The sequence below is a fragment of the Enterobacter sp. Res13-Sevr-PEC09-46 genome (assembly GCF_015672585.1).
GTDB classification, from domain to species: domain Bacteria; phylum Pseudomonadota; class Gammaproteobacteria; order Enterobacterales; family Enterobacteriaceae; genus Enterobacter; species Enterobacter hormaechei_C.
Window position 1 is genome coordinate 214,628 of sequence record NZ_JADABR010000020.1, and the last position, 26,284, is coordinate 240,911.

A 26,284-nucleotide genomic window follows, 5' to 3' on the forward strand; every position below is an offset into this window, starting at 1 on the left:
AAACGCCCCCGCGATGCGGGAGCGTGAAGGGTTAAAACCAGGTTTCCATCTGCACCCCAAAGTTCCATTCCCCGCCCGCGTTGAAGCCGCTGCTGCCAAAGGCGTCATCGCTGGCGTAGTTATCCAGCTTGCTGCTCCAGTCCATCCAGGTGGCGAACAGGCGCAGCTCCGGACGGCTGAAGAAATCGCCAATTTTGCCCGCCTTTAACGTCGGGGCGAAGGTCAGCTTGTAGAAGCTACCGTTAACCGCATTGCGATCCTTGTAGCCTTCCGGGCTTAAATCCATGTACTGATAGCTGCCTTCGAACGCGAGGGCGAAATTCTGGGTCACCTCTTTGATCAGACGCGTATTGAGCGTGACCCACTCGTAGCTGTCGCCCTTCACGTAGCGGTCCTTACTGCTTTGCGCCAGCACGGCAGGCGCAATGTGCCAGCCACCGCCCAGCGGCGTGACACCGTAACTTGCAAAACGCCAGGTATCGGCTTCTGACAGCAGCGCGCCGTCTGAACCAATGCTTTTCACCTCGGCGCCCAGACCGTGGCCGTAAAGCAGCGCCGTTTTGGCGGAACCTTCCCGCAGGCCGTAGAAGCTCTCGTTATGCAGACCAACCAGCGCATGTACCCCGTTATTGGCCGCGTCGGTTTTAATCGGATCGCCGTTGCTGTCCTTACGGTCGTCATTATCTTTTGCCCGTAAGCCGCTGACCATCATCTGCACCGGCCCGGCGAAGTGATTCATGCTGAGGATGTAGTTCTGAACGTTGTTGTCGATCTCCTCTTCGCTGCCGAAGTTACGGCCATAAAGGGAGAAGTTACTGCGCAGCGTATCGTTCCACTTCACGTCGTAGACGCCGCCGCCGGTCCCGGCGAGAAACACCACGTCGGAATCCAGCCAGTGAATGTCGAAGTTGTCGCGGTCAAAACGCTTACCCGCCCAGAAGGTACTGCCCTTCAGCGCACCGGTAAAGTCCGGCAAATTGCCCAGCTCGGCAAAGGCCTGACGAATGTTCAGGTCGCTGCTGTCTGCCGACCAGTCGTTATAGGTTTTCTGGCCGTCGGCCAGCATCGCCTTAAAGCGCGTCGTCGCACCATTCTCCAGCGTCTGTTTGTGCTCAACATTCAGCTCAACGTAGGTATCCGCTTCGTTCCCCAGACGCCCGATGGCCCCGCCGGTTTCCCCGGCGGGCGTCAGATAAGGGCCGCTTTTGCTGCTGGAGGCCGCGTCGTTCATCAGCAAGCCGGAACGGGCGTAACCGTGAAATTCAAAACCGCCTGTCCGGTCGGCTTTTTCTTCCAGCACCGTAGTACGTTGCGCCACCGCCTGTGTGGAGGTCTGCGCTTCCTGCTGCGCAGCCACCAGCTGCTGTGTTTTCTGTTCCGCTGCCGTGGCGCGCTTTTCAGCAACCTGCGCGCGGGTTTCCGCCTCCTGCAAACGCTGCTCCAGCGCCGCCAGGCGCGCTTCGATACGTGTCATATCCGTCTGGGCAAAAACAGAGGTACTCCCGGCCAGCATGCCTATCATCACGGCAAGTCTGCGTTTTTTATACATTTTGTCGCATCCCTAATAACTATCGGTGAAAGTGCTAAATTGCTAAACCGGTTTAGGCTGATGATACTAAACCGTTGAATTTTGGATCGGCAACGTTTTTTGCTAAACCGTTTTAGTAAGTGTGATCGAGGCGACAATTCAGGCCGCCGACCGGAGGCCTGGAGAGGTGAATTACAGTTCGTGATGATAAGGCAGCGCGGTCATTGCCCCTTTTGCGGTTGTCGCCAGCGCCCCACAGCGCTGCGCCAGCGTGATGACCTCTGAAAGACGGGCCTGGCCATCACGAGCCAGACCGAACAGCAGCCCGGCGACGAAAGCATCCCCCGCGCCGGTGGTATCAATGCATTCCACGGGTGATGCAGGATAGTGCGTCAACGCGCCTTTCTGCCAGGCGGTTACGCCCTCTTTTCCCTGCGTCACCAGCACCAGCCTGGCCGGACAGGTGCGCATCAGCGCCGCCAGCCCCTCATGGACCTGCGCATTTCCGGTTAAGAACGCCAGTTCTTCCACCGAGATTTTCACCACATCTGCACAGGCTAATGCCCGCTCAAGACACTGACGCAGCACGACTTCATCGTGCCAGAGATCGGCGCGGATATTGGGGTCAAAGCTGACGAATCCCCCCGCCAGTCTGATAGCGGACATCGCCTGAAACGTCGCGGAACGGCTGGGTTCGGCGCTGAGCGCGATAGAGCAGACGTGCAGCCACTCCCCGGCGCGGAATGGCGGGAGATCGGCAGAGTCGAGGAATAAATCAGCGCTCGGGCGAACCATAAAGGTAAAGGAACGTTCACCGTCGTTATCGAGATCCACCACCACCGTGGAGGTGCGATGCTGCGGGTCCAGGCGCAGCCATTCTGTATTAACCTGCTCATCCGCAAGCGTTTTTTGCATAAAATGCCCGAAGGGGTCGTCGCCCACCCGGCCTATAAAGGCGCTTCTGCCGCCCAGACGCGCAACCCCTACCGCGACATTGGCCGGTGCGCCGCCAGGACATTGCAGCAGTTTGCCCTCTCCGTCGGACAACAGATCCACCACGGCATCGCCAAGTACCCAGATCGTCTCCATATCACCTTCTTAGCTAAATCATGTTAAACCGGTTTAGCTATTTAAGCACAGGCAGGGTGTCGGGGAAATATGGCGAGGGAAAATTTGCTTAACCCACCCGATGGGGCCAGTGGATATCACCTACGCCATTGAGCTGCGGGCGGGCGAACAAAAAGCCCTGGAAGCGGCGAATACCGGCGGATTCAAGCCAGCACCACTCTTCTATCTTCTCAATGCCTTCTGCGACCAGCGTAATCTCCAGATCGGTGCAGCAGCTGATTATCGACTTCACAATCGCCTGCTTGGGCCCGCTCAGGTGGATATCGCTGACGATCTCTCTGTCGATTTTGAGCTTATCCGGCTGAAACCGGGTGAGCAGTGAAAGACCAGCATAGCCGGAACCAAAATCATCTATCGCCAGCCCAACCCCTTCCGCGCGCAGCTGTTTAATGGCGCTGTTAAACTGGTTGAAGCCAGAGATCATCTCGTTCTCAGTGACTTCAATGATCACCTGCTCTGGCTGTAGATTGTGCTTTTTGATCTGCGTTACCAGGAACTCTACCGCGCCCGGCACGTTAACCAGCGACATTGGCAGCAGGTTCACCGCCAGTTTGTGGCTGCCGATGCCGAGCTTTTGCGCCAGCGCAAAGGTCCAGGCTTTGGTTTGCAGGTCGACTTCGTAAATCTGTTCACGATCGAGACTACGGAAGAAATGCTCCGGGCTGCCGCCGTCGTTTCCGCGTATAAGCGCTTCGAGAGAACTGATTTTGCCTTCGGACGGCTCGACAATGGGTTGCAGCGCAAACTGGCAGGGCTGTCCCGCCAGCAGACCTAACCCTTTACCAAACGGCGCGCGCTCTCGCGAAAGCGTCCATTTATCAGGCTCATAGTCCGAAGCGGGTGGGATAGCGGTTTTGCCGGTGATAAAGGTCTGAATAAATTTGAAGACCCGATCCTCAGAAGTCAGATAGCTTTCCAGCTTGCTGTAATGCAGAACCGACGCCAGAACCGCTTTCGGGGTCTGAACGTCCAGGTCAAACAGCAGCATTCCCACGTCTTCGAAACGTCTGCGCGGGCCGTAATCGCGCATCAGCTCCACCACGCCGGTATGCCGGTCATCCGCACGGATGGTGTTAAAAAGCGCGACGACGCGCTGTTCCGTGCCTTCGAGAATTTGCAGAACGTCACGTCCACGGGAGAGAAGAATGCCTGAGATGCCCTGCTCCGTATTACGGATCCTGGCCTGTTCGACCAGCGCGCTTAACGCTGCGGAGGTGCAGGTTAAGCTCAGCTGGCTTCGATAAATAAGAGTTGTCAGCACAGAAACGGGGTCCGGTATGGGGTATACGCCTGAACGGTACTGTTTAACACAGTTCCCCGGTGTGACCTAATCTATTCCACGTCGGGCTTAATTCTCCCCGATACGGCTGTCGATCTGCGTCTGCATATAATCGTAGAACGGATTCGACGTCACGCGCATCAGCGCATCTTTGCCGACGCTCAGAACCGATGTTTCTCCCCACAGGGCTATCGTCCCCAGGCTGATACCGTAGTGGTTTTTCACCTCAGGATGGCGGCCATACAGATCGTCATCAGGCGGGAACGGAATAGCAACATGCGACAGGGAATAAACCTCCTGCGGATACGCGACCGACAGCGGCATCACCGTTTCCCGGGTGCTACCCGCTGGCGTCGTCTTTGCCACCATATCAAACCTGTCGGGGCTGGCATTGGTCACAATTGTGACGCTGTAACGTCTTTTTGCCTTGGGCAGCATGTCAGCCACCGCCGTCCAGGACGATGGCCTGAACAGTGGACGGAAACTCCCGGCCTGGTTGATATCAAAAACTACCAGTTCGCTGCCGTTTGCCGGAAGCTGGTCAAACAGCCCGCTAACCACGGCGCGGGTACTGACCGTTGAATCCATGACCGACTGAAACGCCAGTACCGGCGGAAACTGCGCCAGTTTGTGATCATGAACATCGCGGTTTATCTGCTCATGCAGCGCCTGGGTAAGCAGCCAGGACTGACGTGCTGCATTCACCGGGAACGAATTATATTTATAAGGATTATATTCCGGCGAAATGTTGAGCCACGCGGCTTTGGCAAACGCCGGTAACATAGCCGGTAGCCCGGCGAATCCGGCAAAGCGCGCAAACGCCGTGACGCCAATCATCGGTGAGAGCAAAACGATCTGCTGAGGTTTACGCAGTTCAGGCGCATCAAGAGCGTCGAGGGCGTATTTCATCGCCAGCGCCCCGCCGTTGGAGTAGCCCACCAGATGCAGGGGAAGATCGTTCCCCGTCAGGCGTGTCGCTTCACGAACCGCAAGGCGCGATGCGGCCAGCCAAGCCTCCCAGTCAACGTCTGTCAGCGCGCCCGGCGCCGTGCCGTGTCCGGGCAAACGAGGCACTACGGCCACAAAGCCGTGCAGTTGATAATTCACAGCCAGATGCCTGACGCTGTAGGGCGAATCCGTCAGACCGTGTAGCAATACCACCGCCCCGCGCGGCTTTCCGGCAGGCATCAGCACGAACGACCGATTTGCATCCGGGGAAAAGTGTCCTGGCCACACCAGGCTCTGGCGGTAATAACGGTTCAGCGGCGTGCGCTCTGCGGGTGTGACATTCGCCGTCACCTCAGCGTCGAGAGCGGTGAAGATGGCGTTTTCCCGCGCGACATACGCTGCGAAGGTCGCGTTATCCATCTCCTGCACGGACATTTCGTCAGCCCGCCAGGTGTGCCAGTGATGCAGGGCCGGCCCCTGCTGCGAAAGATAAACCCGCACCGCCAGCAGCACGAGCACAATGATCCCGATGACCATCGCTATTTTTTTTGCGAGAGCCATCAGGCGCACGCTGACCCGCCAGGGCAAATTCGCCATGTGAGGCTCCCTCCCTTATCCACAGAGCGTTCATCTTACCAAAAAATGTGAAGAGGCTGACGTATTCACCAAATAGATACCGCTCAGGCCGGACACTGCACCAAAAGTGAACTACGCTGCACAAATGTTGAGCATCTGTTAAACAAATATTGCATTAACTTTGCTGCACAGCGCGTTTTCGCCGCAATGTGAACGTGGCACGCGTCCTGCATTGTTAATCCGGTAACAGAAACCCGGCCTTTGACAGCCAGTTAACAGCGAGGCGGTATGACGACCAAACCTGAGGTGTTGAGCCGTATCGAAGCGACCTTTAGCCAGCTCACCCCGAGCGAAAAGCGGGTGGCAAGCTGGATGCTGGCGCACGTCGGGCAGATCCCCTTTGAAACGGCAGAGAGCGTGGCGCTGGCCACGGCCACCAGCGGGATCACCGTCGGACGCTTTCTGCGCAAGCTGGGCTATCGCAACCTGGACGACGCCAAAAAAAGCCTGCGCGATCCCCACCAGCCCTGGGGCATTAACGAGCGTCTCGACTCCTGGAAGCAGCAACAGCCGCTGTCGGATCGCCTTCAGCACTCTCTGTCGCTGGAGGTGGACGCCATTGCCCATGTTTATCAGCTGGCGCAAAGCGAGACGTTCAGGCAGGTAGTCCAGCAACTTACCCATGCCGACGCAGTTTTCGTGCTGGGGATCCAGTCCACGCGCGGGATCGCCAATGCGTTCTTCAGCCATCTTGAGTATCTGCGCCCGCGGGTGAGCTATTCCGAAGGGCTCTCCGGTAGCTGGGTGGAGTCGCTTAACTCCGGCTTTTCTAACCCGTATATCGTGCTGACGGATACCCGCGCCTACTCCGCCATTGCCCGCCAGTACTGCCGCGTGGCGAGCGAAAAAGGCCTGGCGATGGCGCTGATCACCGATATCTGGTGCCCGTGGGCGCGGGATTACCCGATTGATTTGCTCCAGGTGAAGACCGATACCGGCCATTTCTGGGATTCGCTGGCGCCGGTGAGCTGTCTCTTCAACCTGCTGCTGTCGGGCGTTGTGGAGGCGCTGGGCGATGCGCTGCCGGAACGTCTGGCAATCAACCGACAACTACAACAAGAGTTTGGTCAATTTGAACGCTAAAGGAGCGGAGCTATGCCTGAAGAGAGTCAACTGATTGATGTGGCGAAAACCTTTCCCACGCTGCATATCGATCTGAAATACGCGACCGCCGATAACATCACTGGCCGCCCGATCTACCAGCACGCCGCGTGCCTGTTGCATACGGATGCCGCCACCGCGCTGGCGAAAGCGATCAGCATCGCCGCGCTGGCCGGTCTGAAGCTGGTGGTTTACGACGCCTACCGCCCCCAGCAGGCGCAGTCGCAACTCTGGGATGCCTGCCCCAATCCGGAATACGTGGTGGATGTCGCAATTGGCTCTAACCACAGCCGGGGCACCGCCATTGACGTCACGCTGATGGATGAACACGACAACGTGCTGGATATGGGCGCCGGGTTTGACGAAATGCACGACCGTTCTCATGCCTGGCACCCTTCCGTTCCGCCCGAGGCGCAGCGAAATCGTCTGCTCCTGAACGCCGTGATGTACGGCGGCGGTTTTGTGGGCATCAGCAGCGAGTGGTGGCATTTCGAACTGCCGAACGCCGCCAGCTACCCGCTGTTAGATGACCAGTTCGCCTGTTATCCGACCACACACTCACTCTAATTCTGGAGCCCGGCCATGAAAACTACGCTGCTTACAACCCTGATTGCCGCTACGCTCGCCCTGAGCGCCCCTCTCGCGCTGGCGGCGGTGCCAAAAGATATGCTGGTGATTGGGAAAGCTGCCGATCCGCAAACGCTGGATCCGGCGGTCACTATCGATAACAACGACTGGACGGTGACCTACCCCTCGTACCAGCGTCTGGTGAAATACAAGCCTGGCACCACGGAGGTGGAAGGCGATCTGTCGACGGGCTGGAAGGCGTCTGACGACCAGAAAGAGTGGACGTTCACCCTGGCAGATAATGCAAAATTTTCGGACGGCACGCCGGTGACCGCCGAAGCGGTCAAGCTGTCGTTTGAACGTCTGCTGAAAATTAATCAGGGACCTTCCGAAGCGTTCCCGAAAGATTTGAAAGTGGACGCGGTGGATGAGCATACGGTGAAATTCACCCTCAGCCAGCCGTTCGCCCCGTTCCTCTACACGCTGGCCAATGACGGCGCGTCGATCGTCAACCCGGCGGTCCTGAAAGCCAATGCCGCCGACGACGCGCGCGGTTTCCTGGCGCAAAACACCGCGGGTTCCGGACCGTTTATGCTGAAAAGCTGGCGGAAAGGTCAGCAGCTGGTGATGGTGCCCAACCCACACTGGCCGGGTGAAAAGCCGCACTTCAAGCGCGTCTCGGTGAAGATTATCGGTGAAAGCGCCTCGCGTCGCCTGCAACTTTCCCGTGGCGATCTGGATATCGCCGACGCCCTGCCGGTGGATCAGCTTGCCGCTCTGAAGCAGGAAGGCAAAGTGGCCGTGGCGGAATACCCGTCCCTGCGGGTGACCTACCTCTATCTGAACAACAGTAAGCCTCCGATGAATCAGGTGGATTTGCGCCGCGCGGTCTCCTGGGCCACCGATTATCAGGGGATGGTGAAAGGCATTCTCAGCGGGAACGGCAAGCAGATGCGCGGCCCGATCCCGGAGGGCATGTGGGGCTTCGATGCGAACGCCATGCAGTACAGCTTTGACGAGGCTAAGGCCAAAGCGGCGCTGGAGAAAGTCAACGATAAACCGGCCAGCCTGACGTTCCTCTACTCCGATAACGACCCGAACTGGGAGCCTATCGCCCTCTCCACGCAGGCGAGCCTGGGCAAGCTGGGGATTAACGTCAAGCTCGAGAAACTGGCGAACGCCACCATGCGCGACCGCGTCGGCAAAGGTGATTATGACATTGCGATTGGTAACTGGAGCCCGGACTTCGCTGACCCGTACATGTTCATGAACTACTGGTTCGAATCGGACAAAAAAGGGCTGCCGGGTAACCGCTCATTCTATGAGAACAAAGAGGTCGATGCATTGTTGCAGGCGGCACTGAAAACCACCGATCAGGCGGAACGCACCAAAGATTACCAGCAGGCGCAGAAAGTGGTGATTGACGAGGCGGCTTACGTTTATCTGTTCCAGAAGAACTACCAGCTGGCGATGAACAAAGAGGTCAAAGGCTTCACCTTTAATCCGATGCTTGAGCAGGTCTTTAACATCGCCACCATGAGTAAGTAACGGCCCACGCCGGGGGGAAGTGTATGACGTTCTGGAGCATCGTGCGCCAGCGCTGCTGGGGGTTAATCCTGGTGGTGGCCGGTGTCTGTATTATTACTTTTATTATTTCACACCTGATCCCCGGCGATCCGGCCCGCCTGCTGGCCGGTGACCGCGCCAGCGATGAAATCGTGCAGGGCATCCGCCAGCAGCTGGGGCTGGATCAACCGCTCTATATTCAGTTTGGCCGCTATGTAGAGGCGCTGGCGCACGGCGATCTGGGCACCTCCATTCGCACCGGTCGCCCCGTTGCGGAAGATTTGAAAGCCTTTTTCCCCGCCACGCTGGAGCTGGCCTTCTGCTCTTTGCTGCTGGCGCTGGTGATTGGCGTACCGCTGGGCATTTTATCGGCGGTGTACCGTAACCGCTGGCTGGATCACCTGGTGCGACTGATGGCGATGACGGGCATCTCGACGCCTGCCTTCTGGCTGGGACTGGGGGTAATCGTTCTGTTCTACGGGCAACTGCAAATTCTGCCCGGCGGCGGCAGGCTGGACGACTGGCTCGATCCGCCTGCCCACGTTACCGGCTTTTATCTGCTGGACGCCCTGCTGGAAGGCAACGGCGAGGTGTTTTTCAACGCCCTACAGCACCTGATTCTACCCTCCCTGACCCTGGCCTTTGTGCATCTGGGTATTGTGGCGCGTCAGGTGCGTTCCGCGATGCTGGAGCAGCTGAGCGAGGATTATATTCGTACCGCCCGCGCGAGCGGGTTGCCGGGCTGGTACATCGTGCTGCGCTACGCCTTACCCAACGCCATGATCCCCTCCATTACCGTGCTCGGGCTGGCGCTGGGCGATCTGCTGTATGGGGCAGTCCTTACCGAAACCGTGTTTGCCTGGCCGGGAATGGGAGCCTGGGTGGTGACCTCCATTCAGGCGCTGGACTTCCCTGCCGTCATGGGCTTCGCGGTCGTGGTATCGCTGGCCTATGTCTTCGTCAATCTGGTGGTGGATCTGCTGTATCTGTGGATCGACCCGCGAATCGGGCGCGGAGGTGCCGAATGATGTTAACTCAGGAAACGCCCGTCCCTGTCAGCACCGCCAAACAGCGCATCAACTGGGCAAAGCTGTTCTGGATGTTACGCAAAAGCCCGCTCACGCTGATCGGCGGGGTGATTATGATCGTGATGCTGCTGATGATGGTGGTCTCGCCGTGGATAGTCCCGCACGATCCGAACGCGCTGGATCTGACCGCGCGATTGCAGGCGCCATCAGCCCAGCACTGGTTTGGCACCGATGAGGTGGGCCGGGATCTGTTCAGCCGCGTGCTGGTGGGCAGCCAGCAGTCCATCACGGCGGGGCTGGCGGTGGTGGTGATTGCGGGCGGCATCGGTTCTCTGCTCGGCTGTTTGTCCGGCGTACTCGGCGGACGCGGCGACGCCATCATTATGCGTATCATGGACATTATGCTCTCCATCCCCTCGCTGGTGCTGACGATGGCGCTGGCCGCCGCGCTCGGCCCAAGCCTGTTTAACGCGATGCTGGCGATTGCGATTGTACGCATTCCGTTTTACGTGCGGCTGGCACGCGGGCAAACGCTGGTGGTGGGCCAGTTCACCTACGTGCAGGCCGCCCGCACCTTTGGCGCATCGCGCTGGCACCTGATCAGCTGGCATATCCTGCGTAACGCCCTGCCGCCGCTGATCGTACAGGCGTCGCTGGATATCGGCAGCGCCATTCTGATGGCCGCCACGCTGGGCTTTATTGGATTAGGCGCGCAGCAACCCACCGCCGAATGGGGCGCGATGGTGGCCGTGGGGCGTAACTACGTGCTTGACCAGTGGTGGTACTGCGCGTTTCCGGGGGCGGCAATTCTGATCACGGCAGTTGGGTTTAATCTGTTTGGCGATGGTCTTCGCGACCTGCTGGATCCCAAATCAGGAGGGAAGCAGTCATGAGTGATTCCGTATTATCAATTGAAGATTTGCACCTGAGCTTCCCCATTTTTCGCGGCGACGTCCACGCGCTCAACCACGTCTCGCTGGAGATTGGCCGGGGTGAAATTGTCGGCGTGGTGGGCGAATCCGGCTCGGGAAAATCGGTTACCGCGATGCTGGCGATGCGCCTGCTGCCGGAAGGCAGTTACCATATTCACCATGGACGGGTCACGCTCCTCGGGGAAGATGTCCTGAACGCGTCGGAAAAACAGCTTCGTCAGTGGCGCGGCGCCAGGGTGGCGATGATTTTTCAGGAGCCGATGACGGCGCTCAACCCCACGCGCCGGATTGGCAGGCAAATGGTGGAGGTGATCCGCCAGCATCAGTCGCTTTCCCGCCGCGACGCGCAGCAGAAGGCGATCGCCCTGCTGGGCGAGATGCAAATCCCGGATGCGGCACAGGTGATGGATCGCTATCCGTTTGAGCTTTCCGGCGGCATGCGCCAGCGGGTGATGATCGCCCTTGCCTTCTCCTGCGAGCCGGAGCTGATCATTGCCGATGAGCCGACCACCGCGCTGGACGTGACCGTTCAGCGTCAGGTACTGCGTCTGCTGAAACACAAAGCGCGCGCCAGCGGGACGTCGGTGCTGTTTATCAGTCACGATATGGCGGTGGTGTCGCAGCTTTGTGACCGGATGTACGTTATGTACGCGGGCAGCGTGATCGAAAGCGGCAGCACGCAGACCTTGATCCACCATCCTGTGCATCCCTATTCGATTGGCCTGCTGCGGTGTGCCCCGGAAAATGGTGAACCGCGCGAGATCCTCCCGGCCATTCCCGGCACGGTGCCTAACCTCAGCCACCTCCCGTGCGGATGTGCCTTTCGCGAACGCTGTTTTGCTGCCGGGGCGAAATGCAGCGAAACGCCGCGCTTAATTTCCACGGGCGCAGAAGGCCAGCAGGCTGCCTGCTGGTACCCGCAACAGGAGAGACGCCATGTCTGAGGTACTGCTGGAACTGGATAGCGTGCATGTGAATTTTCCTGCGCGCAAAAACTGGCTGGGGCGCGTGACGGAGCAGGTACACGCCCTAAACGGCATGGATCTCCGGATCCATCGCGGCGAAACGCTGGGCGTTGTGGGGGAATCTGGTTGCGGAAAGAGCACGCTGGCGCAGCTGCTGATGGGCATGCTCAAACCGAGTACCGGTGCCTGTCAGCGCGCGAATGCGGCAGGCGGTATGCAGATGGTATTTCAGGACCCGCTCTCGTCCCTCGACCCGCGTTTACCCGTCTGGCGCATCATTACCGAGCCGGTGTGGATACAGCAACGCCGCAGCGAACGGGAGCGTCGTCAGCTGGCTGAGACGCTGGCGCAGCAGGTGGGCATTCGGGCGGAATATCTTGACCGCCTGCCGCATGCGTTTTCGGGTGGACAGCGCCAGCGCATCGCTATTGCCCGGGCGCTCTCTTCGGATCCGGACATCATCGTGCTGGATGAACCCACCAGCGCGCTGGATATTTCCGTCCAGGCGCAGATCCTCAATTTGCTGGTTGCCCTGCAACAGCAGCGAAATCTGACCTACGTCCTGATCTCGCACAACGTCTCGGTGGTCCGGCACATGAGCGACCGGGTGGCGGTAATGTATCTGGGGCAGATCGTGGAGCTGGGTCCGGCGGACCAGGTGCTGGGCAAGCCACGGCATCCGTATACGCAGCTGCTGCTTGACTCCGTTCCCCGTACCGGAGAACCGCTGGACGAAGATCTGGCATTACGCAAAACCGATCTCCCCGGTAATCGCCGCCTGCCCGATGGCTGCTACTTCCGCGACCGCTGCCCGCTGGCAGTTGAAGGATGCGAACGGCCGCAGCCGCTTCAGCCCGCAGCCGGAGACCGAAGCGTACGCTGCTGGCGTAACCGCTAGATTTGCGCCATCCCGCCATCGACAAACAGCTCCGTGGCGTTTATAAAGCTGGCGGCATCGGACGCCAGAAACGCCACGGCTTTTCCGACTTCGCCCGGCGCGCCCAGGCGACCCAGCGGCACCTGGGCCGCCAGCGCATCGTATAATCCCTGACGCTGTTCTTCGGGAACCAGATCGCCAAGACCGGGCGTTTTCACGGGGCCAGGGCTGACGACGTTGACGCGTATCCCGCGGCCCTGTAAGTCCAGCGCCCAGGAGCGGGCAAAGTTACGCACGGCGGCTTTACTGGCGCTGTAGACGCTAAAATTCGCCGTCCCCTTAATCGAAACCGTCGATCCGGTGAGGATAATGGATGAACCAGAGGAGAGCAGCGGCAGCGCTTTCTGGACGGTAAACAGCACGCCGCGCACGTTGGTGGCAAAAATCCGGTCAAACTGCTCCTCGGTGATGGCGCCCAGCGGCAGCATGTCGCCGCCCCCGGCGTTGGCGAACAGAATATCGAGTCGTCCTTCTTCTTTAGCAATCTGCGCGTAAACCGCATCCAGATCGGCCATTCTGGAGACGTCCGCGCGGATAGCTACCGCCGCGGCGCCAATGTCTGCCCGCGCGGCATCCAGTTCGGCCTGACGACGTCCGGTGATATAGACCTTCGCTCCCTGCGCCGCCAGCTCCTGTGCCGTTGCGAGACCAATACCGGTGCTGCCGCCGGTCACCAGAGCGATTTTTCCTGCAAGCGTTGTATTCATACTCATAACCTTCTGTTGTGATGTAAAAGAGGAGCGTTTGCCCGCGTCAGGCAGACTTTAGATCTTGCGGGATTCGTGATAAACGGGCAAAAATGAAAATGAATTTTCACAGCAGGAAATAATCAGAGGAGATCTGTGTGGATCAGCTAATGGCAATGCGCGCCTTTACGCGGGTGGTTGAATCCGGAAGCTTTACCCGAGCGGCAGACTCCCTGAACATGCCGATAGCTACGCTGAGTAAGCTGGTAAAATCACTTGAAGAGCACCTGGAAACACGGCTGCTGCATCGTACTACGCGCCGGGTGGTCACGACGGCAGAAGGCATGGAATACTACGAGAAAGCGCTGCGGGTATTAATTGATATAGAGGACATTGATACCGCCTTTCGCGCATCGTGCTGCACGCCTAAAGGCCATTTGCGTATCGACGTGGGGGGGTCAACCGCCCGGGACGTGTTGATCCCCCTGCTGCCGGATTTTTTTCAGCGCTACCCGGACCTGCGCATCAACCTGGGGGTAGCCGACCGTCCGGTAGACTTAATCAGTGGAAACGTAGACTGCGTGATCCGCGGCGGCCCGCTGGATGACTCTTCGCTTATCGCCCGGCATATCGGTGACGCCCGGATGATAGCCTGCGCGACGCCGGGCTATCTTAAGACTCACGGCATCCCTGCCTATCCGCAGGAGCTGCGCAACGGCCATAAGCTGATTAGCTACCTTTCCCCCGTTACCGGACGCGCATTCCCGTTTCGGTTCCTCGATCGGGGTGAACCGCTGGAGATCAGCGTTCCGCACCATCTTGGAGTCAATGAAAGCAACGCACACCTGGCCGCGGCGCTGGCGGGTTTAGGGATTATTCAGACGTTTGGCTATGCTGCGAGAACGCATCTGGAAACGGGCGCGCTGGTAGAGATCCTGAGCGACTGGCGTCCTAAGGCGTATCCTTTTCACGTAGTCTATCCACAGAGTCGGCATTTAACACATCGCCTGAGAGTGTTTATTGCGTGGCTTGCCGGGGTCTTCCCTGCGGCGGTGAAAGGTTAGCCGGGCATTTGCCCGGCCAGATATCAGTTCAGTTTGTAATCCAGCGTGATTTCGGCTTTCAACAGCTGCGACACCGGACAACCCGCCTTCGCTTTCTGAATAATGCCGTCGAACTGCTGCGGATCGATACCCGGTACCGTCACCTTGCTTTGCAGCGCCACTTTGCTGATGGCAAAACCACTGTCGGTTTTATCCAGCGAGACATCCGCCGTGGTATCGATGGAATCGGCGGTATAACCCGCTTCGCCCAACATTAGCGACAGGGCCATAGAGAAACAGGCCGCGTGCGCTGCGCCAATCAGCTCTTCCGGGTTGGTCCCTTTTTCGCCCTCGAAGCGGGTGTTAAAGCCGTAAGGTTGCTGGTTAAGGACGCCACTTTCTGTTGAGACCGTCCCTTTGCCGCGTTTGATGTCGCCAGACCAGTGTGCTGAACCGTGCTTATGAATCGTCATTCTTGCTCTCCTTTTGGCTTACAAAGGGATAAGTATAGGACGCATAATCCATTTTGCAGGGAAGACAGATTAGTCCGAGCGCGTGGCAAGGTGGTTTGCCAGCGCGTCGAGGAACACACGCTGCGCCGCAGGCTGATAGTCTCGCGACTGATAAATACCAAAAATACCGATTGGTTTTGGCGTAAAGGCGCTGAGCACCGGCACCAGGCTGCCCTGCCGTAGCGCCGCGTCGGCCTCGCGCTCGGGCAGCATGGCAATACCACAGTGGTTTATCGCCGCCTCCATCAGCAGTGACGAGATGCTGGCGCTGAGATTGCCGCTGACCGCCGTCGTGATCGGCTCCCCTTCGGGCGTCAAAAAACGCCACGACTGACCGGCAAAAAAGCTGTAATGCAGGCAGTTGTGCCGTGCTAAGTCCTCCAGCTGCTCTGGAACGCCCCGGCTGGCAAGGTAGTGCGGCGAAGCGCAAAGTACGGACCGACACTCTCCCAGTCGGCGGGCGATCATGCCCGGTTCGGGGTTATCGGTGATGCGGATCGCCACGTCAATTCGCTCGCCCACCAGGCTTACCGGATGGTTATTAACATCCAGCTCAATGCGCAGCTGAGGGTAACGCTGCAACAGATCGGGCAGCACCGGAGCGATAATCTGCATCGCGGTGAAATGCGCGCAGGCGACGCGAAGCGTACCTGAGGGTAAATCCTTCACTGACTGATCTTCAATTTCCTGAGAAATTTGCGAGAGCGTACGCGTCTTTTGCAGGACCTTCTCTCCCGCCGCCGTCAGCGTCAGCTTGCGGGTGGAGCGGTTCACCAGCCGCGCCCCGGCCCACTTCTCCATCTGCTCCAGATAACGGCTCACCATCGGACGGGAGATCCCCAGCGCCCGCGCCGCCGCGCTTAAACTCCCCAGCTCACAGATGCGGTTGTACACCTGGGCGGCAATAACGCGATCCATTTTGACCTCCATTTGCTCGATTTATGAAACTAAGCATCTCCTGTTTCAGGAATTCTGGCAAATGAAGAGATCCGTACAATAGAGACTTTCCTGAAGAACAGAGAGATGACCATGACCATCGCCCGCCTTGCTTTGCTGACAACCCTTTTCACTCCGGCCGTCTTTGCCGCGCCGTTGACCGTTGATACGTACAACCCGCAGGAAAAAGGCATTTTTGCCGTTTCTTCCACCCTGGTGTCTGGCCCGAAAGAGGCGGTACTGTTTGACGCCCAGTTCAGCGTGAAAGATGGCGAAGCGCTGGTAGAAAAAATTCGCCACAGCGGTAAAACGCTGAACAAAATCGTGATCACTTCCGGCGATCCGGATTTCTATTTCGGCCTGCAACCGCTGGTGAAAGCCTTCCCTAATGCCAAAGTTGTCGCCACGCAACAGGTGGTGGACCATATCAAGGCCACAAAAGACGCGAAGCTCGCCTTCTGGGGGCCACAGATGAAAGACGGCGCGCCGACGCAGCTCTACGTGCCGCAAGTGCTTGCCTCAACCACCTTTATGATTGACGGTGAGAGAGTGAATATTGAAGAGCCTGAGAGCTATGCGGCGTATGTCTGGATCCCATCCGCAAAAACCATCCTCGGCGGCACGGGCGTCTCATGGGGCATTCACGTCTGGACGGCAGATACCCAAACGCCGGAAAGCCGCAAACAGTGGCAGCAGACGCTGGATAGCATGGCAGCCCTTAAGCCCGAACACGTTATTCCGGGCCACTACCTGGGGACACCGCCAGCAGGTACCGGCGCTATCGACTTTACCCGTCGCTATCTACAGCAGTTTGAACAGGCCCTCACGGCAGATAAAGCGTCAACCGGCGTCATCAACACAATGAAAAAACAGTGGCCGAATCTGGCGGAAGCCAGTTCGCTGGAACTGAGTGCCAAAGTGAATACCGGCGAAATGAAGTGGTAATAGCCTGATTATCTCCTGCTATATTTAAATTTTTTATAGCAGGAGTTAACTATGCCATCTTCAGTAAGGGGCATCGACCATATCGGTATTACGGTGCCCGACATTGAAAAAGCCACCCTATTTTTTGAACGCGCTTTCGACGCCCAGGTTTTATATCATTCTGTCGATGCGCAAACCGATAATATTGATCAGCCCGCCCAGCAGCACACCTTAAAATTATTTCCCGGCACAAAAATTCACGCCATCCGCATGCTTGTTATGCCCCATGGACCCGGCATAGAACTTTTCGAAATGCATGGTCCTGAACAGGGAATGCCCGCCCGCGCCAGCGACTTTGGCCTCCAGCATTTTGCTGTCTATGTTGATGATTTTGATAAGGCGATAGCCGCTTTCACCGCTGCTGGCGGGGAGATGTTTACCGCGCCAAAGCCGCTTACATTTCCGGATGAAAAAGGTGAAGGGAATGCTTTCTGCTATGGGCAAACACCCTGGGGCAGCATTGTGGAATTGATCTGCTGGCCGACGCCCATGCCTTATGAAAAAACGACAAATTTACGCCGCTGGAAACCCTAAATTTTATTTCTGTGCTACGGGAGATGATATTTTTATTTCCAGGACGAATCTGAACCACAACGGCAAAAATATTTGCCAATCTGAATGCGAATTACGATTTTGCACGCCGTAACATTAAACAGACAACGACACGGAGGCAGCATGTTTACTTATTACCCGGCACATACCACAGCAGCACAACCCGAACTCGTTAACGCGATTGCGCAGGGTCTTCAGGCGGAGCACGGTGTTGTTACCGAAGATGACATTTTGATGGAACTGACCAGGTGGGTGGAAGCCACAGACAATGACATCCTCAGTGACATCTACCAGCAAACCATCAACTATGTGGTCAGCGGGCAAAATGCACCTTTGTAAAAACCTGCTAAGCTGGATCTGCAACCTAAGGGGTTACATTTCGTTTGCGTGAGCAAACTTGTCCTTAAAACTATCAACGGGATTGAGGAGTTAATATGAAATCGAACCGTCAGGCACGCCACATTCTGGGACTGAACTACAAGCTCTCAAACCAGCGCAAAGTGGTTATTGAAGAGGGGAGCGAAACGCAAGTGACCCACGCCACCGGCAGGAAACGTCAGGCAGGCAAGTAAGTTCCAGTACGAAATCCACAACACCATCGGTCACCCCGGTGGTGTTTTTGTTTATGTGTTGCGGTAATTAATATTTAGCTCCTTTATAATACCGCCCGACCGCACCCCGTAGCACAGGCCAGAAAGATGACAAACAGCAGTGTCAGGGACGGATCTTCTTAAAAAGAGTGAGTGACATGGACAACAAACTGAAAAAACATCGTTCCCTTTATATTCCTTACGCCGGTCCGGTTTTACTGGAGTTTCCCCTTCTGAACAAAGGCAGCGCCTTTAGCATGGAAGAGCGCAGCAGCTTTAACCTGCTGGGCCTGCTGCCTGAAGTGGTTGAAACCATTGAAGAACAGGCGGAACGCGCCTGGATCCAGTATCAGGGCTTTAAAACCGAAATCGATAAGCACATCTACCTGCGTAATATCCAGGACACCAACGAAACCCTCTTCTACCGCCTGGTGCAGAACCATCTCGAAGAGATGATGCCCGTCATTTACACCCCAACCGTCGGCGCGGCGTGTGAACGCTTCTCAGAGATCTACCGTCGTTCCCGCGGCGTGTTCATCTCCTATCAGAACCGTCACAACATGGACGATATTCTGCAAAACGTTCCTAACCACAACATCAAGGTGATCGTGGTAACCGATGGCGAACGTATTCTGGGCCTTGGCGACCAGGGCATTGGCGGGATGGGTATTCCCATCGGTAAGCTCTCGCTGTATACCGCCTGCGGCGGGATCAGCCCGGCCTACACCCTGCCGGTGGTGCTGGACGTGGGAACCAACAACCAGCAACTGCTGAACGATCCGCTGTACATGGGCTGGCGTCATCCGCGCATTACCGACGACGAGTACTATCAGTTTGTTGATGATTTCATCCAGGCCGTGAAGCACCGCTGGCCGGACGTGCTGTTGCAGTTCGAAGACTTCGCGCAGAAAAACGCCATGCCGCTGCTGAACCGCTACCGCGATGAGATCTGCTCGTTCAACGACGACATTCAGGGCACTGCGGCAGTGACCGTGGGGACGCTGATTGCCGCGAGCCGTGCGGCAGGCAGCCAGCTCAGCTATCAGAAAATTGTCTTCCTGGGTGCAGGCTCCGCGGGCTGCGGCATCGCCGAGCAAATTATTGCCCAGACCCAGCGCGAAGGCTTAAGCGAAGAGCTGGCTCGCTCCCGCGTCTTTATGGTGGACCGTTTTGGCCTGCTGACCGACGGTATGCCAAACCTGCTCCCGTTCCAGACCAAACTGGTGCAGAAGCGTGAAAACCTGAAAAACTGGGATACGGATAACGAAGTGCTCTCGCTTCTTGACGTGGTGCGCAACGTGAAGCCGGACATTCTGATCGGCGTATCCGGGCAGACCGGCCTCTTCACGGAAGAGATTATTCGCGAGATGCACAAGCACTGCGAACGCCCTATCGTGATGCCGCTGTCTAACCCGACTTCACGCGTGGAGGCAACGCCGCAGGATATCATCGCCTGGACAGAAGGTAAGGCACTGGTCGCGACCGGCAGCCCGTTTGATCCGGTGCTGTGGAAGGACAAACTCTATCCCATCGCACAGTGCAATAACTCCTATATCTTCCCGGGTATTGGTCTGGGGGTTATCGCCTCCGGCGCGTCACGCATCACCGACGAAATGCTGATGTCCGCGAGCGAAACGCTGGCAGGTCACTCACCGCTGGTGAATAACGGTGAAGGCCTGGTACTGCCGGAGCTGAAAGACATTCATAAAGTGTCCCGCGCAATTGCCTTCGCGGTAGGCAAAATGGCGCAGCAGCAAGGCGTCGCGGTGAAAACCTCTGCCGATGCGTTGCAGCAAGCGATTGACGATAACTTCTGGATGCCGGAATACCGTAGCTATCGTCGTACTTCTATTTAAGCATTGCCCCTCACCCAGCCCTCTCCCCAAAGGGGAGGAGGGTTAGGGTGAGGGGAATATACGGCACCTCCCACTAGCCAAACCCATTTTCCCCCGCTACACTCCCTTCATCCATTAACCTACTGAATATATAAGGAGGCCAATTATGCTGTACTGTGAAATTTTCAATGTTTCACATACATTTGGTGATCGCACCAGCTCAAGCGTTATCGGTATCGTGCTGCGATAACTTCCGCTTGAGCGAAGACACCAACCCCTGAAATCCCTTCTCTCGGGCTTACTGAGTTATCGTCAGCGATGTTTGACGAGGCATAAACATGCCTGTAACTCCTGGGTAAGCAACAATGAGCACTTTACTCACTGCACATTCTTTACGCGTTGATACGGCGTTCGGCACGCTCTTCGACTCTCTCTCCTTTACGTTGAAAAAAGGCGATCGCATCGGCCTGCTGGGTGATAACGGCTGCGGAAAAAGTACGCTGCTGAAAATCCTCGACGGGACGCAGTCCCCTGCTGCCGGAACCGTTTCACTGGCGGGGCATTGCCTGCTGGCGCGCGTGGAACAACATCTGCCGGAGGCCCTTTATCCCCTGACCATGCTGGATGCGGTGCTGGCGCAGCTGCCGATCGGTGAGCGCGACAGTTTGCGCTGGAAAGCCGAGTCGCTGCTGGCCGGAATGGGCTTCACGACGCAGGAAACGGCGTTAACCTCCGCCACGCTGAGCGGCGGCCAGCATACGCGGTTGCTGCTGGCACGAGCGTTGATAAGCGATCCGGATCTGCTGCTTCTGGACGAACCGAGCAACCACCTTGACCTGCCGACCCTGCTGTGGCTGGAGCAGTTTCTACAAAACTGGTCCGGCAGCTTTGTGCTGGTCTCACACGACAGGCAACTGCTGGACGCGGTAACCAACGGCAGCTGGATCCTGCGCGATAAAACGCTGCACGCCTTTGCCCTTCCCTGCACTGCCGCCCGTCTGGCGCTCGACGCAAAAGACGAAAGCGATGCGTTGCGCCATAAGGCAGAGCAAAAAGAGATCGACCGCGTCACGGCCAGCGCACGGCGTCTCGCGAACTGGGGCAAGGTCTATGACAACGAAGATCTCTCCCGTAAGGCTAAGCAGATGGAAAAACAGGTCGAACGCCTGAAAGAGACCCAGACGGAACTGACGGCGGGAAGCCCGTGGACCTTAACCCTGCGCGGGGACGCGCTTCGGGCCGACCGCCTGCTGGAAATGACTCACCTAGGCGTCCCCCCGGCGCCGGGTCTGCCAGACCTGTTTACTCTCGACAGCGCGCGGCTGAAGAGCGGCGATCGCGTGGCGATTGTGGGTCGTAACGGCTGCGGAAAATCGTCGCTGCTGAAGCTTATCTGGCGACATTTTCGCGACGAGATCGCGGACGAGCGGCTTAAGCGTCATCCGCGCGTCTCACCCGGCTACTACGACCAGACGCTGCACCAGTTGCCAGATGATGCGGCGCTGCTTGATGCGCTGGAGCCTTTCGCGCCAGATCCGCAGACCCGTAAAATGGCGCTCATCAGTGCCGGGTTCCCGTGGGCGCGTCACGGGCAAAAAGTCAGTACGCTGAGCGGCGGGGAACGTTCGCGCCTGCTGTTCGTCGGCCTGACGCTTGCCCGTTATAGCCTGCTGATGCTGGATGAACCGACCAACCACTTGGACATGGAAGGCAAAGAGGCGCTGGCGGAAACGCTGCAACAGTTTGAAGGCGGAGTGCTGCTGGTGAGCCACGATCGTCAGTTAATTAGCCAGAGCTGTAACCGCTTCTGGCTGATTGAGGACGGCAGGCTGAGCGAATGGCACGATGCGGAGGCGGTGTTTGAGCGCCTGCGTGAGGACACCGGTCCGGTTGTACCTGAAGCGTCGAAGGCCGCATCGAAGGCACCCTCTTCAGCGTCTGACGATCTGCTCGAACGCCTGGTTGCCCTGGAAACACTGCTGGAAGAAGATTTGGCGCGCAAGCCAAAACATCAAAAACCGCAGTTACAGGCGCAATGGCGAAAAGAGATTGAGGTAATAGAAGCGCAACTGTAAATCTGAGCCCGGCGGTGGCGTCGCCGGGCCAGTGTTTTTCACCCCAATTTATGAGGGGTACAGCCTTTTCTTAATCCGAAAATGCATCAAATAATGACATTATGTTGCGGTTACCTTGCATTACAGCGCCAAAGTATTAATCCTTAATGGGTAATCAGACCTGCTATGCAGATACTCATCATGAAAGGAGAAATACATGAAGGCTGCTGTTGTCACTCAGGATCATCAGGTTAATGTCACAGAAAAAACCTTACGCGCGCTCAAACATGGTGAAGCGCTGCTGAAGATGGAGTGCTGTGGCGTTTGCCATACCGATCTCCATGTTAAGAATGGCGATTTTGGCGACAAAACCGGGGTGATCCTCGGCCACGAAGGGATTGGTATCGTCAAAGAGATTGGTCCTGGCGTCACGTCGCTAAAAGTAGGCGATCGTGCAAGCGTGGCGTGGTTCTTCGAAGGCTGTGGCCACTGTGAATATTGTAATACCGGCAACGAAACGCTGTGCCGTGACGTGAAAAACGCGGGTTACTCCGTTGACGGCGGCATGGCGGAAGAGTGCATCGTCACCGCGGATTACGCGGTTAAAGTTCCGGACGGACTGGACTCTGCGGCGGCCAGCAGCATCACCTGCGCCGGGGTCACCACCTACAAAGCGGTAAAAGTCTCTGACATCAAACCCGGCCAGTGGATTGCGATCTATGGCCTGGGCGGTCTGGGCAACCTCGCGCTGCAATACGCCAAAAATGTCTTCAATGCGAAAGTTATCGCCATTGACGTGAATGACGAGCAGCTGAAGCTCGCTGCCAGCATGGGCGCAGACTTAACCGTGAACTCCCGCAGTGAAGATGCGGCAAAAGTGATTCAGGAGAAAACCGGCGGTGCGCATGCGGCGGTGGTGACGGCGGTGGCGAAAGCGGCCTTCAACTCTGCCGTTGACGCAGTTCGCGCCGGTGGCCGCGTGGTGGCTGTTGGCCTGCCGCCGGAAGCGATGAGCCTGGATATTCCACGTCTGGTCCTCGATGGGATTCAGGTAGTGGGTTCCCTGGTGGGTACCCGTCAGGATCTGCTCGAAGCCTTCCAGTTTGCGGCTGAAGGTAAGGTGAAACCGAAAGTTACAATGCGCCCACTGGAAGATATCAACGCCATCTTCAAAGAAATGGAACAGGGCCAGATCCGTGGCCGTATGGTGATTGATTTACGTTCTTAACCGCGGTGGCCGGGTAGCGGCTCTGCCCTGCCCGGCTTTTCACGTGGACGAACGGCGATCGGAAATCCATTCCTGAACCTCGATCTGGAACGTGTCCGGCGCTTTTCGATACATCTTCCGCGCCAGATCCAGGATGGTATGGCGTCCTAACTCCTCTTCCATCCGCTGCTGCGCGCTGTCCATGACCGAGCGCACCCCACACGGGCCGTCACAGACCCAGGCAGGTGGCGTTTCATCAAACACCGCCAGGCGCTGACGCACTTCCCGACACTCAAACATATTCTTCTCGCCGTCAATGGCATGCGCCACGTCCAGCACGCTGATCAGCTCGGCCGGACGCGCCAGCCGGAAGCCTCCCCCTTTGCCTTCGGTGCTGATGACCAGCCCCGCGCGTGATAAACGGGTGAAGATTTTTCCAAGATAGTCGTACGGCACGCCCTGCAAGGCCGCCATCTCCCGGACGCTCATCTCACGTTCATTGCCTTTTGCATCCACCATACACATCAGGCTATGAATGCCATATTCCACACCAGAACTGTAAAACGCCATGGCTCACTCCGGGTCATTGTTCGCTGCATTATAACGATTTTTAACTCAGAAAGAAGTTGTCGCAGTTAACTCCGACAAGTATAGTGGCAGTTATGTCAGACATACAGCCTGACGCACTAAAGGATCGAGTATGAAAAAGCAGATTTTAATTGTGGGTAGTGGGTTTTCCGGTATGTGGGCTGCGGTCAGCGCCGCGCGCCTTTCTGCTCTGGCGGGTAACAATAGCCTCAGCATTGCCGTGCTGGCCCCTGTTGCGGAACTGCGCGTTCGCCCACGCTTTTATGAAGAGAACGTGTCGACGATGGTCGCGCCGCTGACCGAACTGTTTGCTGAGCTGGGTATCGCCTTTATTGCGGGCGAAGCACAACGTATTGATACCTCGTCTAAAACCGTTTTGTATCGCGATTCAAACGGCGCGATTGCTGACGTCGCCTGGGAACGTCTGATCCTCGCAACCGGTAGCCAGACTAAACGTCCTCCTGTTGCCGGTCTGGCTGAATACGCCTTTGATATCGACCAACTCGACTCCGCCAGATTATTCGAGCAGCATCTTGATTCGCTGGTTTCGCGCCCCTCCACCCCGGAGCGTAATACCGTGGTCGTGTGTGGCGGCGGCTTTACCGGCATCGAACTGGCAACGGAACTCCCTGCCCGACTCTGTACTCGCTTCGGCGCTGATACAAAGACTAAAGTAATCGTAGTTGAAAGAGGTGCAACCATCGGCGGGCGTTATAGCGAGGCGCTGCGTAACACAATTGAAGAAGCAAGCAACGCGCTCGGCGTTGAATGGCGTTTAAACAGTGAAATTGAAGCCATCGATGCCAGCGGCGTAACGCTGAAAAACGGAGAGCGCATTGCCAGCGCCACTGTAGTGTGGACGGCAGGGGTAGAAGCTAACCTCCTCAGCCTGCAAATTGACGGGGAACGCGATACTCAGGGACGGCTGATCGTCAACGACACGTTGCAGGTTCCTGCGCATCCGGAGGTTTACGCGACGGGTGATATGGCGCACGCCAAAACGGACGATGCGGGCAACACGGCGCTGATGACCTGCCAGCACGCGATCCAGCTGGGGAAATTCGCCGGACACAACGCGGCGGCCAGCCTGTTAAATCTGGAGCCGTACCCTTACCGTCAGGTGAACTACGTCACCTGTCTGGATTTGGGTGGCTGGGGTGCGGTATACACCGAGGGCTGGGAACAGCGCGTTAAATCCGTGCGCGAGGAAGGCAAAAAGATCAAAGTCGCCATCACCAACGAACTGATTTACCCGCCAGCAGCAGACAAAGCGGTCGCTTTTGCCGCCGCTGACCCGCTGGCGAAATTCGTTTAGTCCCCTTCTGCGCCCGCGACCAGCGGGCAAAGTGTGTAATCAGGCCAGCGCACCTGCGTTGGCCTGACGCTTTTTGGCACATAAATAACCATACATCAGCAGAGAGGTCATCGCAGAGAAGGATAAAATCGCGGCCGGCAGCGTGACATAGCTCCAGCTAAAGCCGAGCGTAATCATCAATCCACCGAAATAGGCGCCAATTGCGCTGCCGAGGTTAAACGCCATTTGCCCGCCTGCGGCCCCCAGCATCTCGCCGCCTTTCGCATTTTGCAGCAGCAGAATTTGCAGCGGCGCAGAGAGCGCAAACAGCCCGGCGCAGCAGACAAATCCCATGACCAGTGAAGCTGTTTTAAGCTCGCCAAAGGCAAACAACGCCAGCAGCGAAGCCACAATCACCAGGTCGGTGGTGGCAGCAATGCGCAGCGGGCTAAAGCGTGACGACAGCTTGCCGCTGAAGACATTTCCCAGCACCATGCCCAGCCCCATCAGCATCATGATCGCGGTCATGACGCCCTCAGAAAAGCCTGACACGTTGACCATAAACGGCTTCACGAAGCTAAACCAGGCAAACACCCCGGCATTGCCAAACATCGTAGCGGCAAAAATCAGCCACGGTTCCGGTTTCTTCAGGAAGTGGAATTGTTCTGCCAGCCGGGTGGTTGTCGTGTCGTGAATGTCAGGCACCCACAGCAGAACAGACAGGATCACCAGCGCGTCAAAGACCGCAATCAAAAAGAAGGTGTAACGCCAGTTAAATTCATGTCCCAGCCACGTCCCGAGCGGCACGCCAAGCAGGTTGGCAACGGTCATCCCGGCAATCATCCCGGCCACAGCGACCGTCACTTTACCCGGCGGCGCGATTTTTGACAGGATTATCGCCCCCACTCCGAAAATCGCGCCATGCGGGAAACCAGAGATTAAGCGCCCCGCCGCCAGTCCCACGTAGGAGTCAGAGAAGGTAAAGAGCGCGTTACCGACGACGCACATCGCCACCAGAAACAGCAGCGTTGTTTTCAGCGAAAATTTGCTGGAGAACAGCGCCACAATCGGCGCGCCGATCACCACGCCAAAAGCGTAAAACGAAATCATATTTCCGGCGGAGGGAATCGAAATGCCCGTATCATGAGCCAGCTCGGTCAGCACGCCCATAATGCCAAACTCAGCCATCCCCAGGCCAAAGGTACCCAGTGCTAACGAAAAAATTGTCTTTTTCATACCGCGACCACTGTTAAAAAAATGCAGCGTGCATTATTGATTAAACTTGTATGGTGAACCAGTTCAAATCAGATTTCTGACACATTAATCCATTCATTCAGGCCGATTACACTCTTAGTACGGCCTCGATCCCGCGACCGGATACAAAGGGA

At 57.2% G+C, this 26,284-nt stretch carries 25 protein-coding genes; 16 read left to right on the forward strand and 9 right to left on the reverse strand.

From position 1 onward, the window contains the following. Positions 1-31 precede the first annotated feature (31 nt). The 4 genes from IMQ56_RS14665 to IMQ56_RS14680 form a co-directional block, all read right to left on the reverse strand. Complete coding sequence (locus tag IMQ56_RS14665) at positions 32-1,549, reverse strand: carbohydrate porin (protein WP_023303760.1); 1,518 nt, start codon at positions 1,547-1,549, stop codon at positions 32-34. A gap of 171 nt (positions 1,550-1,720) precedes the next feature. Then, complete coding sequence (locus tag IMQ56_RS14670; protein WP_196063968.1) at positions 1,721-2,617, reverse strand: aminoimidazole riboside kinase; 897 nt, start codon at positions 2,615-2,617, stop codon at positions 1,721-1,723. Between the two features lie 88 nt (positions 2,618-2,705). Continuing rightward, on the reverse strand, positions 2,706-3,917 hold the full coding sequence (locus tag IMQ56_RS14675; RefSeq protein WP_017693396.1) for a diguanylate phosphodiesterase: 1,212 nt from the start codon (positions 3,915-3,917) through the stop codon (positions 2,706-2,708). 87 nt (positions 3,918-4,004) lie between these two features. Next, on the reverse strand, positions 4,005-5,480 hold the full coding sequence (locus tag IMQ56_RS14680; RefSeq protein ID WP_196063967.1) for an alpha/beta hydrolase: 1,476 nt from the start codon (positions 5,478-5,480) through the stop codon (positions 4,005-4,007). A gap of 267 nt (positions 5,481-5,747) precedes the next feature. Between IMQ56_RS14680 and IMQ56_RS14685 the strand changes: the two genes are divergently transcribed. The 7 genes from IMQ56_RS14685 to IMQ56_RS14715 are packed head-to-tail and all read left to right on the forward strand — an operon-like array spanning position 5,748 to position 12,576. Next, positions 5,748-6,602, forward strand: coding sequence for a MurR/RpiR family transcriptional regulator (locus tag IMQ56_RS14685; RefSeq protein WP_032669853.1), 855 nt, complete (start codon positions 5,748-5,750; stop codon positions 6,600-6,602). A 12-nt stretch (positions 6,603-6,614) separates the two neighbouring features. Next, the gene (gene ddpX, locus IMQ56_RS14690) at positions 6,615-7,187 is read left to right on the forward strand and encodes a D-alanyl-D-alanine dipeptidase (protein ID WP_017382319.1); all 573 of its coding nucleotides are present in this window, start codon (positions 6,615-6,617) and stop codon (positions 7,185-7,187) included. 15 nt (positions 7,188-7,202) lie between these two features. Beyond that, the gene (locus IMQ56_RS14695; RefSeq protein WP_003857078.1) at positions 7,203-8,735 is read left to right on the forward strand and encodes an ABC transporter substrate-binding protein; all 1,533 of its coding nucleotides are present in this window, start codon (positions 7,203-7,205) and stop codon (positions 8,733-8,735) included. Positions 8,736-8,758: 23 nt separating this feature from the next. Beyond that, positions 8,759-9,781: an ABC transporter permease gene (locus tag IMQ56_RS14700; protein ID WP_003857077.1), complete on the forward strand. Its 1,023-nt coding sequence runs from the start codon at positions 8,759-8,761 to the stop codon at positions 9,779-9,781. Beyond that, positions 9,778-10,674 carry a D,D-dipeptide ABC transporter permease gene (gene ddpC, locus IMQ56_RS14705; RefSeq protein WP_196063966.1) on the forward strand — a complete coding sequence of 299 codons (897 nt, stop codon included), beginning with the start codon at positions 9,778-9,780 and terminating at the stop codon, positions 10,672-10,674. The genes IMQ56_RS14700 and ddpC overlap by 4 nt, the downstream gene beginning before the upstream one ends. Continuing rightward, a complete protein-coding gene (locus IMQ56_RS14710) occupies positions 10,671-11,657 on the forward strand; it encodes an ABC transporter ATP-binding protein (RefSeq protein WP_032669851.1) in 987 nt (328 codons plus the stop codon). Before ddpC ends, IMQ56_RS14710 begins: the two co-directional genes overlap by 4 nt. Then, the gene (locus tag IMQ56_RS14715; protein WP_045345153.1) at positions 11,650-12,576 is read left to right on the forward strand and encodes an ABC transporter ATP-binding protein; all 927 of its coding nucleotides are present in this window, start codon (positions 11,650-11,652) and stop codon (positions 12,574-12,576) included. The genes IMQ56_RS14710 and IMQ56_RS14715 overlap by 8 nt, the downstream gene beginning before the upstream one ends. Here IMQ56_RS14715 and IMQ56_RS14720 read toward each other — a convergent pair. Further along, positions 12,573-13,322 (reverse strand): SDR family oxidoreductase, encoded by a 750-nt coding sequence (locus IMQ56_RS14720; RefSeq protein ID WP_003857073.1) that lies wholly within the window; start codon positions 13,320-13,322, stop codon positions 12,573-12,575. The genes IMQ56_RS14715 and IMQ56_RS14720 overlap by 4 nt on opposite strands. Positions 13,323-13,459: 137 nt before the next feature. On the opposite strand from IMQ56_RS14720, the gene IMQ56_RS14725 reads away from it, so the two are divergent. Continuing rightward, positions 13,460-14,365 carry a LysR family transcriptional regulator gene (locus IMQ56_RS14725; protein WP_196063965.1) on the forward strand — a complete coding sequence of 302 codons (906 nt, stop codon included), beginning with the start codon at positions 13,460-13,462 and terminating at the stop codon, positions 14,363-14,365. A 23-nt stretch (positions 14,366-14,388) separates the two neighbouring features. Here the strand turns inward: IMQ56_RS14725 and IMQ56_RS14730 are convergent, their stop codons facing one another. Continuing rightward, the gene (locus IMQ56_RS14730; RefSeq protein ID WP_003857069.1) at positions 14,389-14,817 is read right to left on the reverse strand and encodes an OsmC family protein; all 429 of its coding nucleotides are present in this window, start codon (positions 14,815-14,817) and stop codon (positions 14,389-14,391) included. A gap of 69 nt (positions 14,818-14,886) precedes the next feature. After that, the gene (locus IMQ56_RS14735) at positions 14,887-15,774 is read right to left on the reverse strand and encodes a LysR family transcriptional regulator (protein WP_023303768.1); all 888 of its coding nucleotides are present in this window, start codon (positions 15,772-15,774) and stop codon (positions 14,887-14,889) included. Positions 15,775-15,885: 111 nt separating this feature from the next. Here IMQ56_RS14735 and IMQ56_RS14740 point away from each other — a divergent pair, with 111 nt between their 5' ends. The 7 genes from IMQ56_RS14740 (at position 15,886) to adhP (ending at position 23,035) form a co-directional block, all read left to right on the forward strand. Continuing rightward, positions 15,886-16,737 (forward strand): Vmh family MBL fold metallo-hydrolase, encoded by an 852-nt coding sequence (locus IMQ56_RS14740; protein ID WP_023296660.1) that lies wholly within the window; start codon positions 15,886-15,888, stop codon positions 16,735-16,737. A gap of 51 nt (positions 16,738-16,788) precedes the next feature. Then, positions 16,789-17,310, forward strand: coding sequence for a VOC family protein (locus IMQ56_RS14745; RefSeq protein WP_023296661.1), 522 nt, complete (start codon positions 16,789-16,791; stop codon positions 17,308-17,310). Between the two features lie 141 nt (positions 17,311-17,451). Then, positions 17,452-17,667, forward strand: a complete 216-nt coding sequence (bdm, locus tag IMQ56_RS14750; RefSeq protein WP_015570485.1) for a biofilm-dependent modulation protein — start codon at positions 17,452-17,454, stop codon at positions 17,665-17,667. A 95-nt stretch (positions 17,668-17,762) separates the two neighbouring features. Beyond that, a complete protein-coding gene (gene sra, locus IMQ56_RS14755; protein WP_000841561.1) occupies positions 17,763-17,900 on the forward strand; it encodes a stationary-phase-induced ribosome-associated protein in 138 nt (45 codons plus the stop codon). Positions 17,901-18,076: 176 nt separating this feature from the next. Next, positions 18,077-19,774 (forward strand): NAD-dependent malic enzyme, encoded by a 1,698-nt coding sequence (locus tag IMQ56_RS14760; protein ID WP_006810704.1) that lies wholly within the window; start codon positions 18,077-18,079, stop codon positions 19,772-19,774. A gap of 344 nt (positions 19,775-20,118) precedes the next feature. Continuing rightward, positions 20,119-21,828 carry an ABC-F family ATP-binding cassette domain-containing protein gene (locus tag IMQ56_RS14765; RefSeq protein WP_103269932.1) on the forward strand — a complete coding sequence of 570 codons (1,710 nt, stop codon included), beginning with the start codon at positions 20,119-20,121 and terminating at the stop codon, positions 21,826-21,828. A gap of 196 nt (positions 21,829-22,024) precedes the next feature. Next, a complete protein-coding gene (gene adhP, locus IMQ56_RS14770) occupies positions 22,025-23,035 on the forward strand; it encodes an alcohol dehydrogenase AdhP (RefSeq protein ID WP_006810706.1) in 1,011 nt (336 codons plus the stop codon). A gap of 39 nt (positions 23,036-23,074) precedes the next feature. On the opposite strand, the gene IMQ56_RS14775 is transcribed toward adhP, so the two are convergent. Then, positions 23,075-23,584 carry an Rrf2 family transcriptional regulator gene (locus IMQ56_RS14775; RefSeq protein ID WP_015570482.1) on the reverse strand — a complete coding sequence of 170 codons (510 nt, stop codon included), beginning with the start codon at positions 23,582-23,584 and terminating at the stop codon, positions 23,075-23,077. Between the two features lie 130 nt (positions 23,585-23,714). Here IMQ56_RS14775 and IMQ56_RS14780 point away from each other — a divergent pair, with 130 nt between their 5' ends. Further along, positions 23,715-24,917 (forward strand): NAD(P)/FAD-dependent oxidoreductase, encoded by a 1,203-nt coding sequence (locus tag IMQ56_RS14780; RefSeq protein ID WP_196063964.1) that lies wholly within the window; start codon positions 23,715-23,717, stop codon positions 24,915-24,917. A gap of 39 nt (positions 24,918-24,956) precedes the next feature. On the opposite strand, the gene araJ is transcribed toward IMQ56_RS14780, so the two are convergent. Further along, entirely contained in the window at positions 24,957-26,132 is a 1,176-nt protein-coding gene (gene araJ, locus IMQ56_RS14785; protein WP_017693387.1) for an MFS transporter AraJ, read from the reverse strand. Positions 26,133-26,284: the final 152 nt, after the last annotated feature.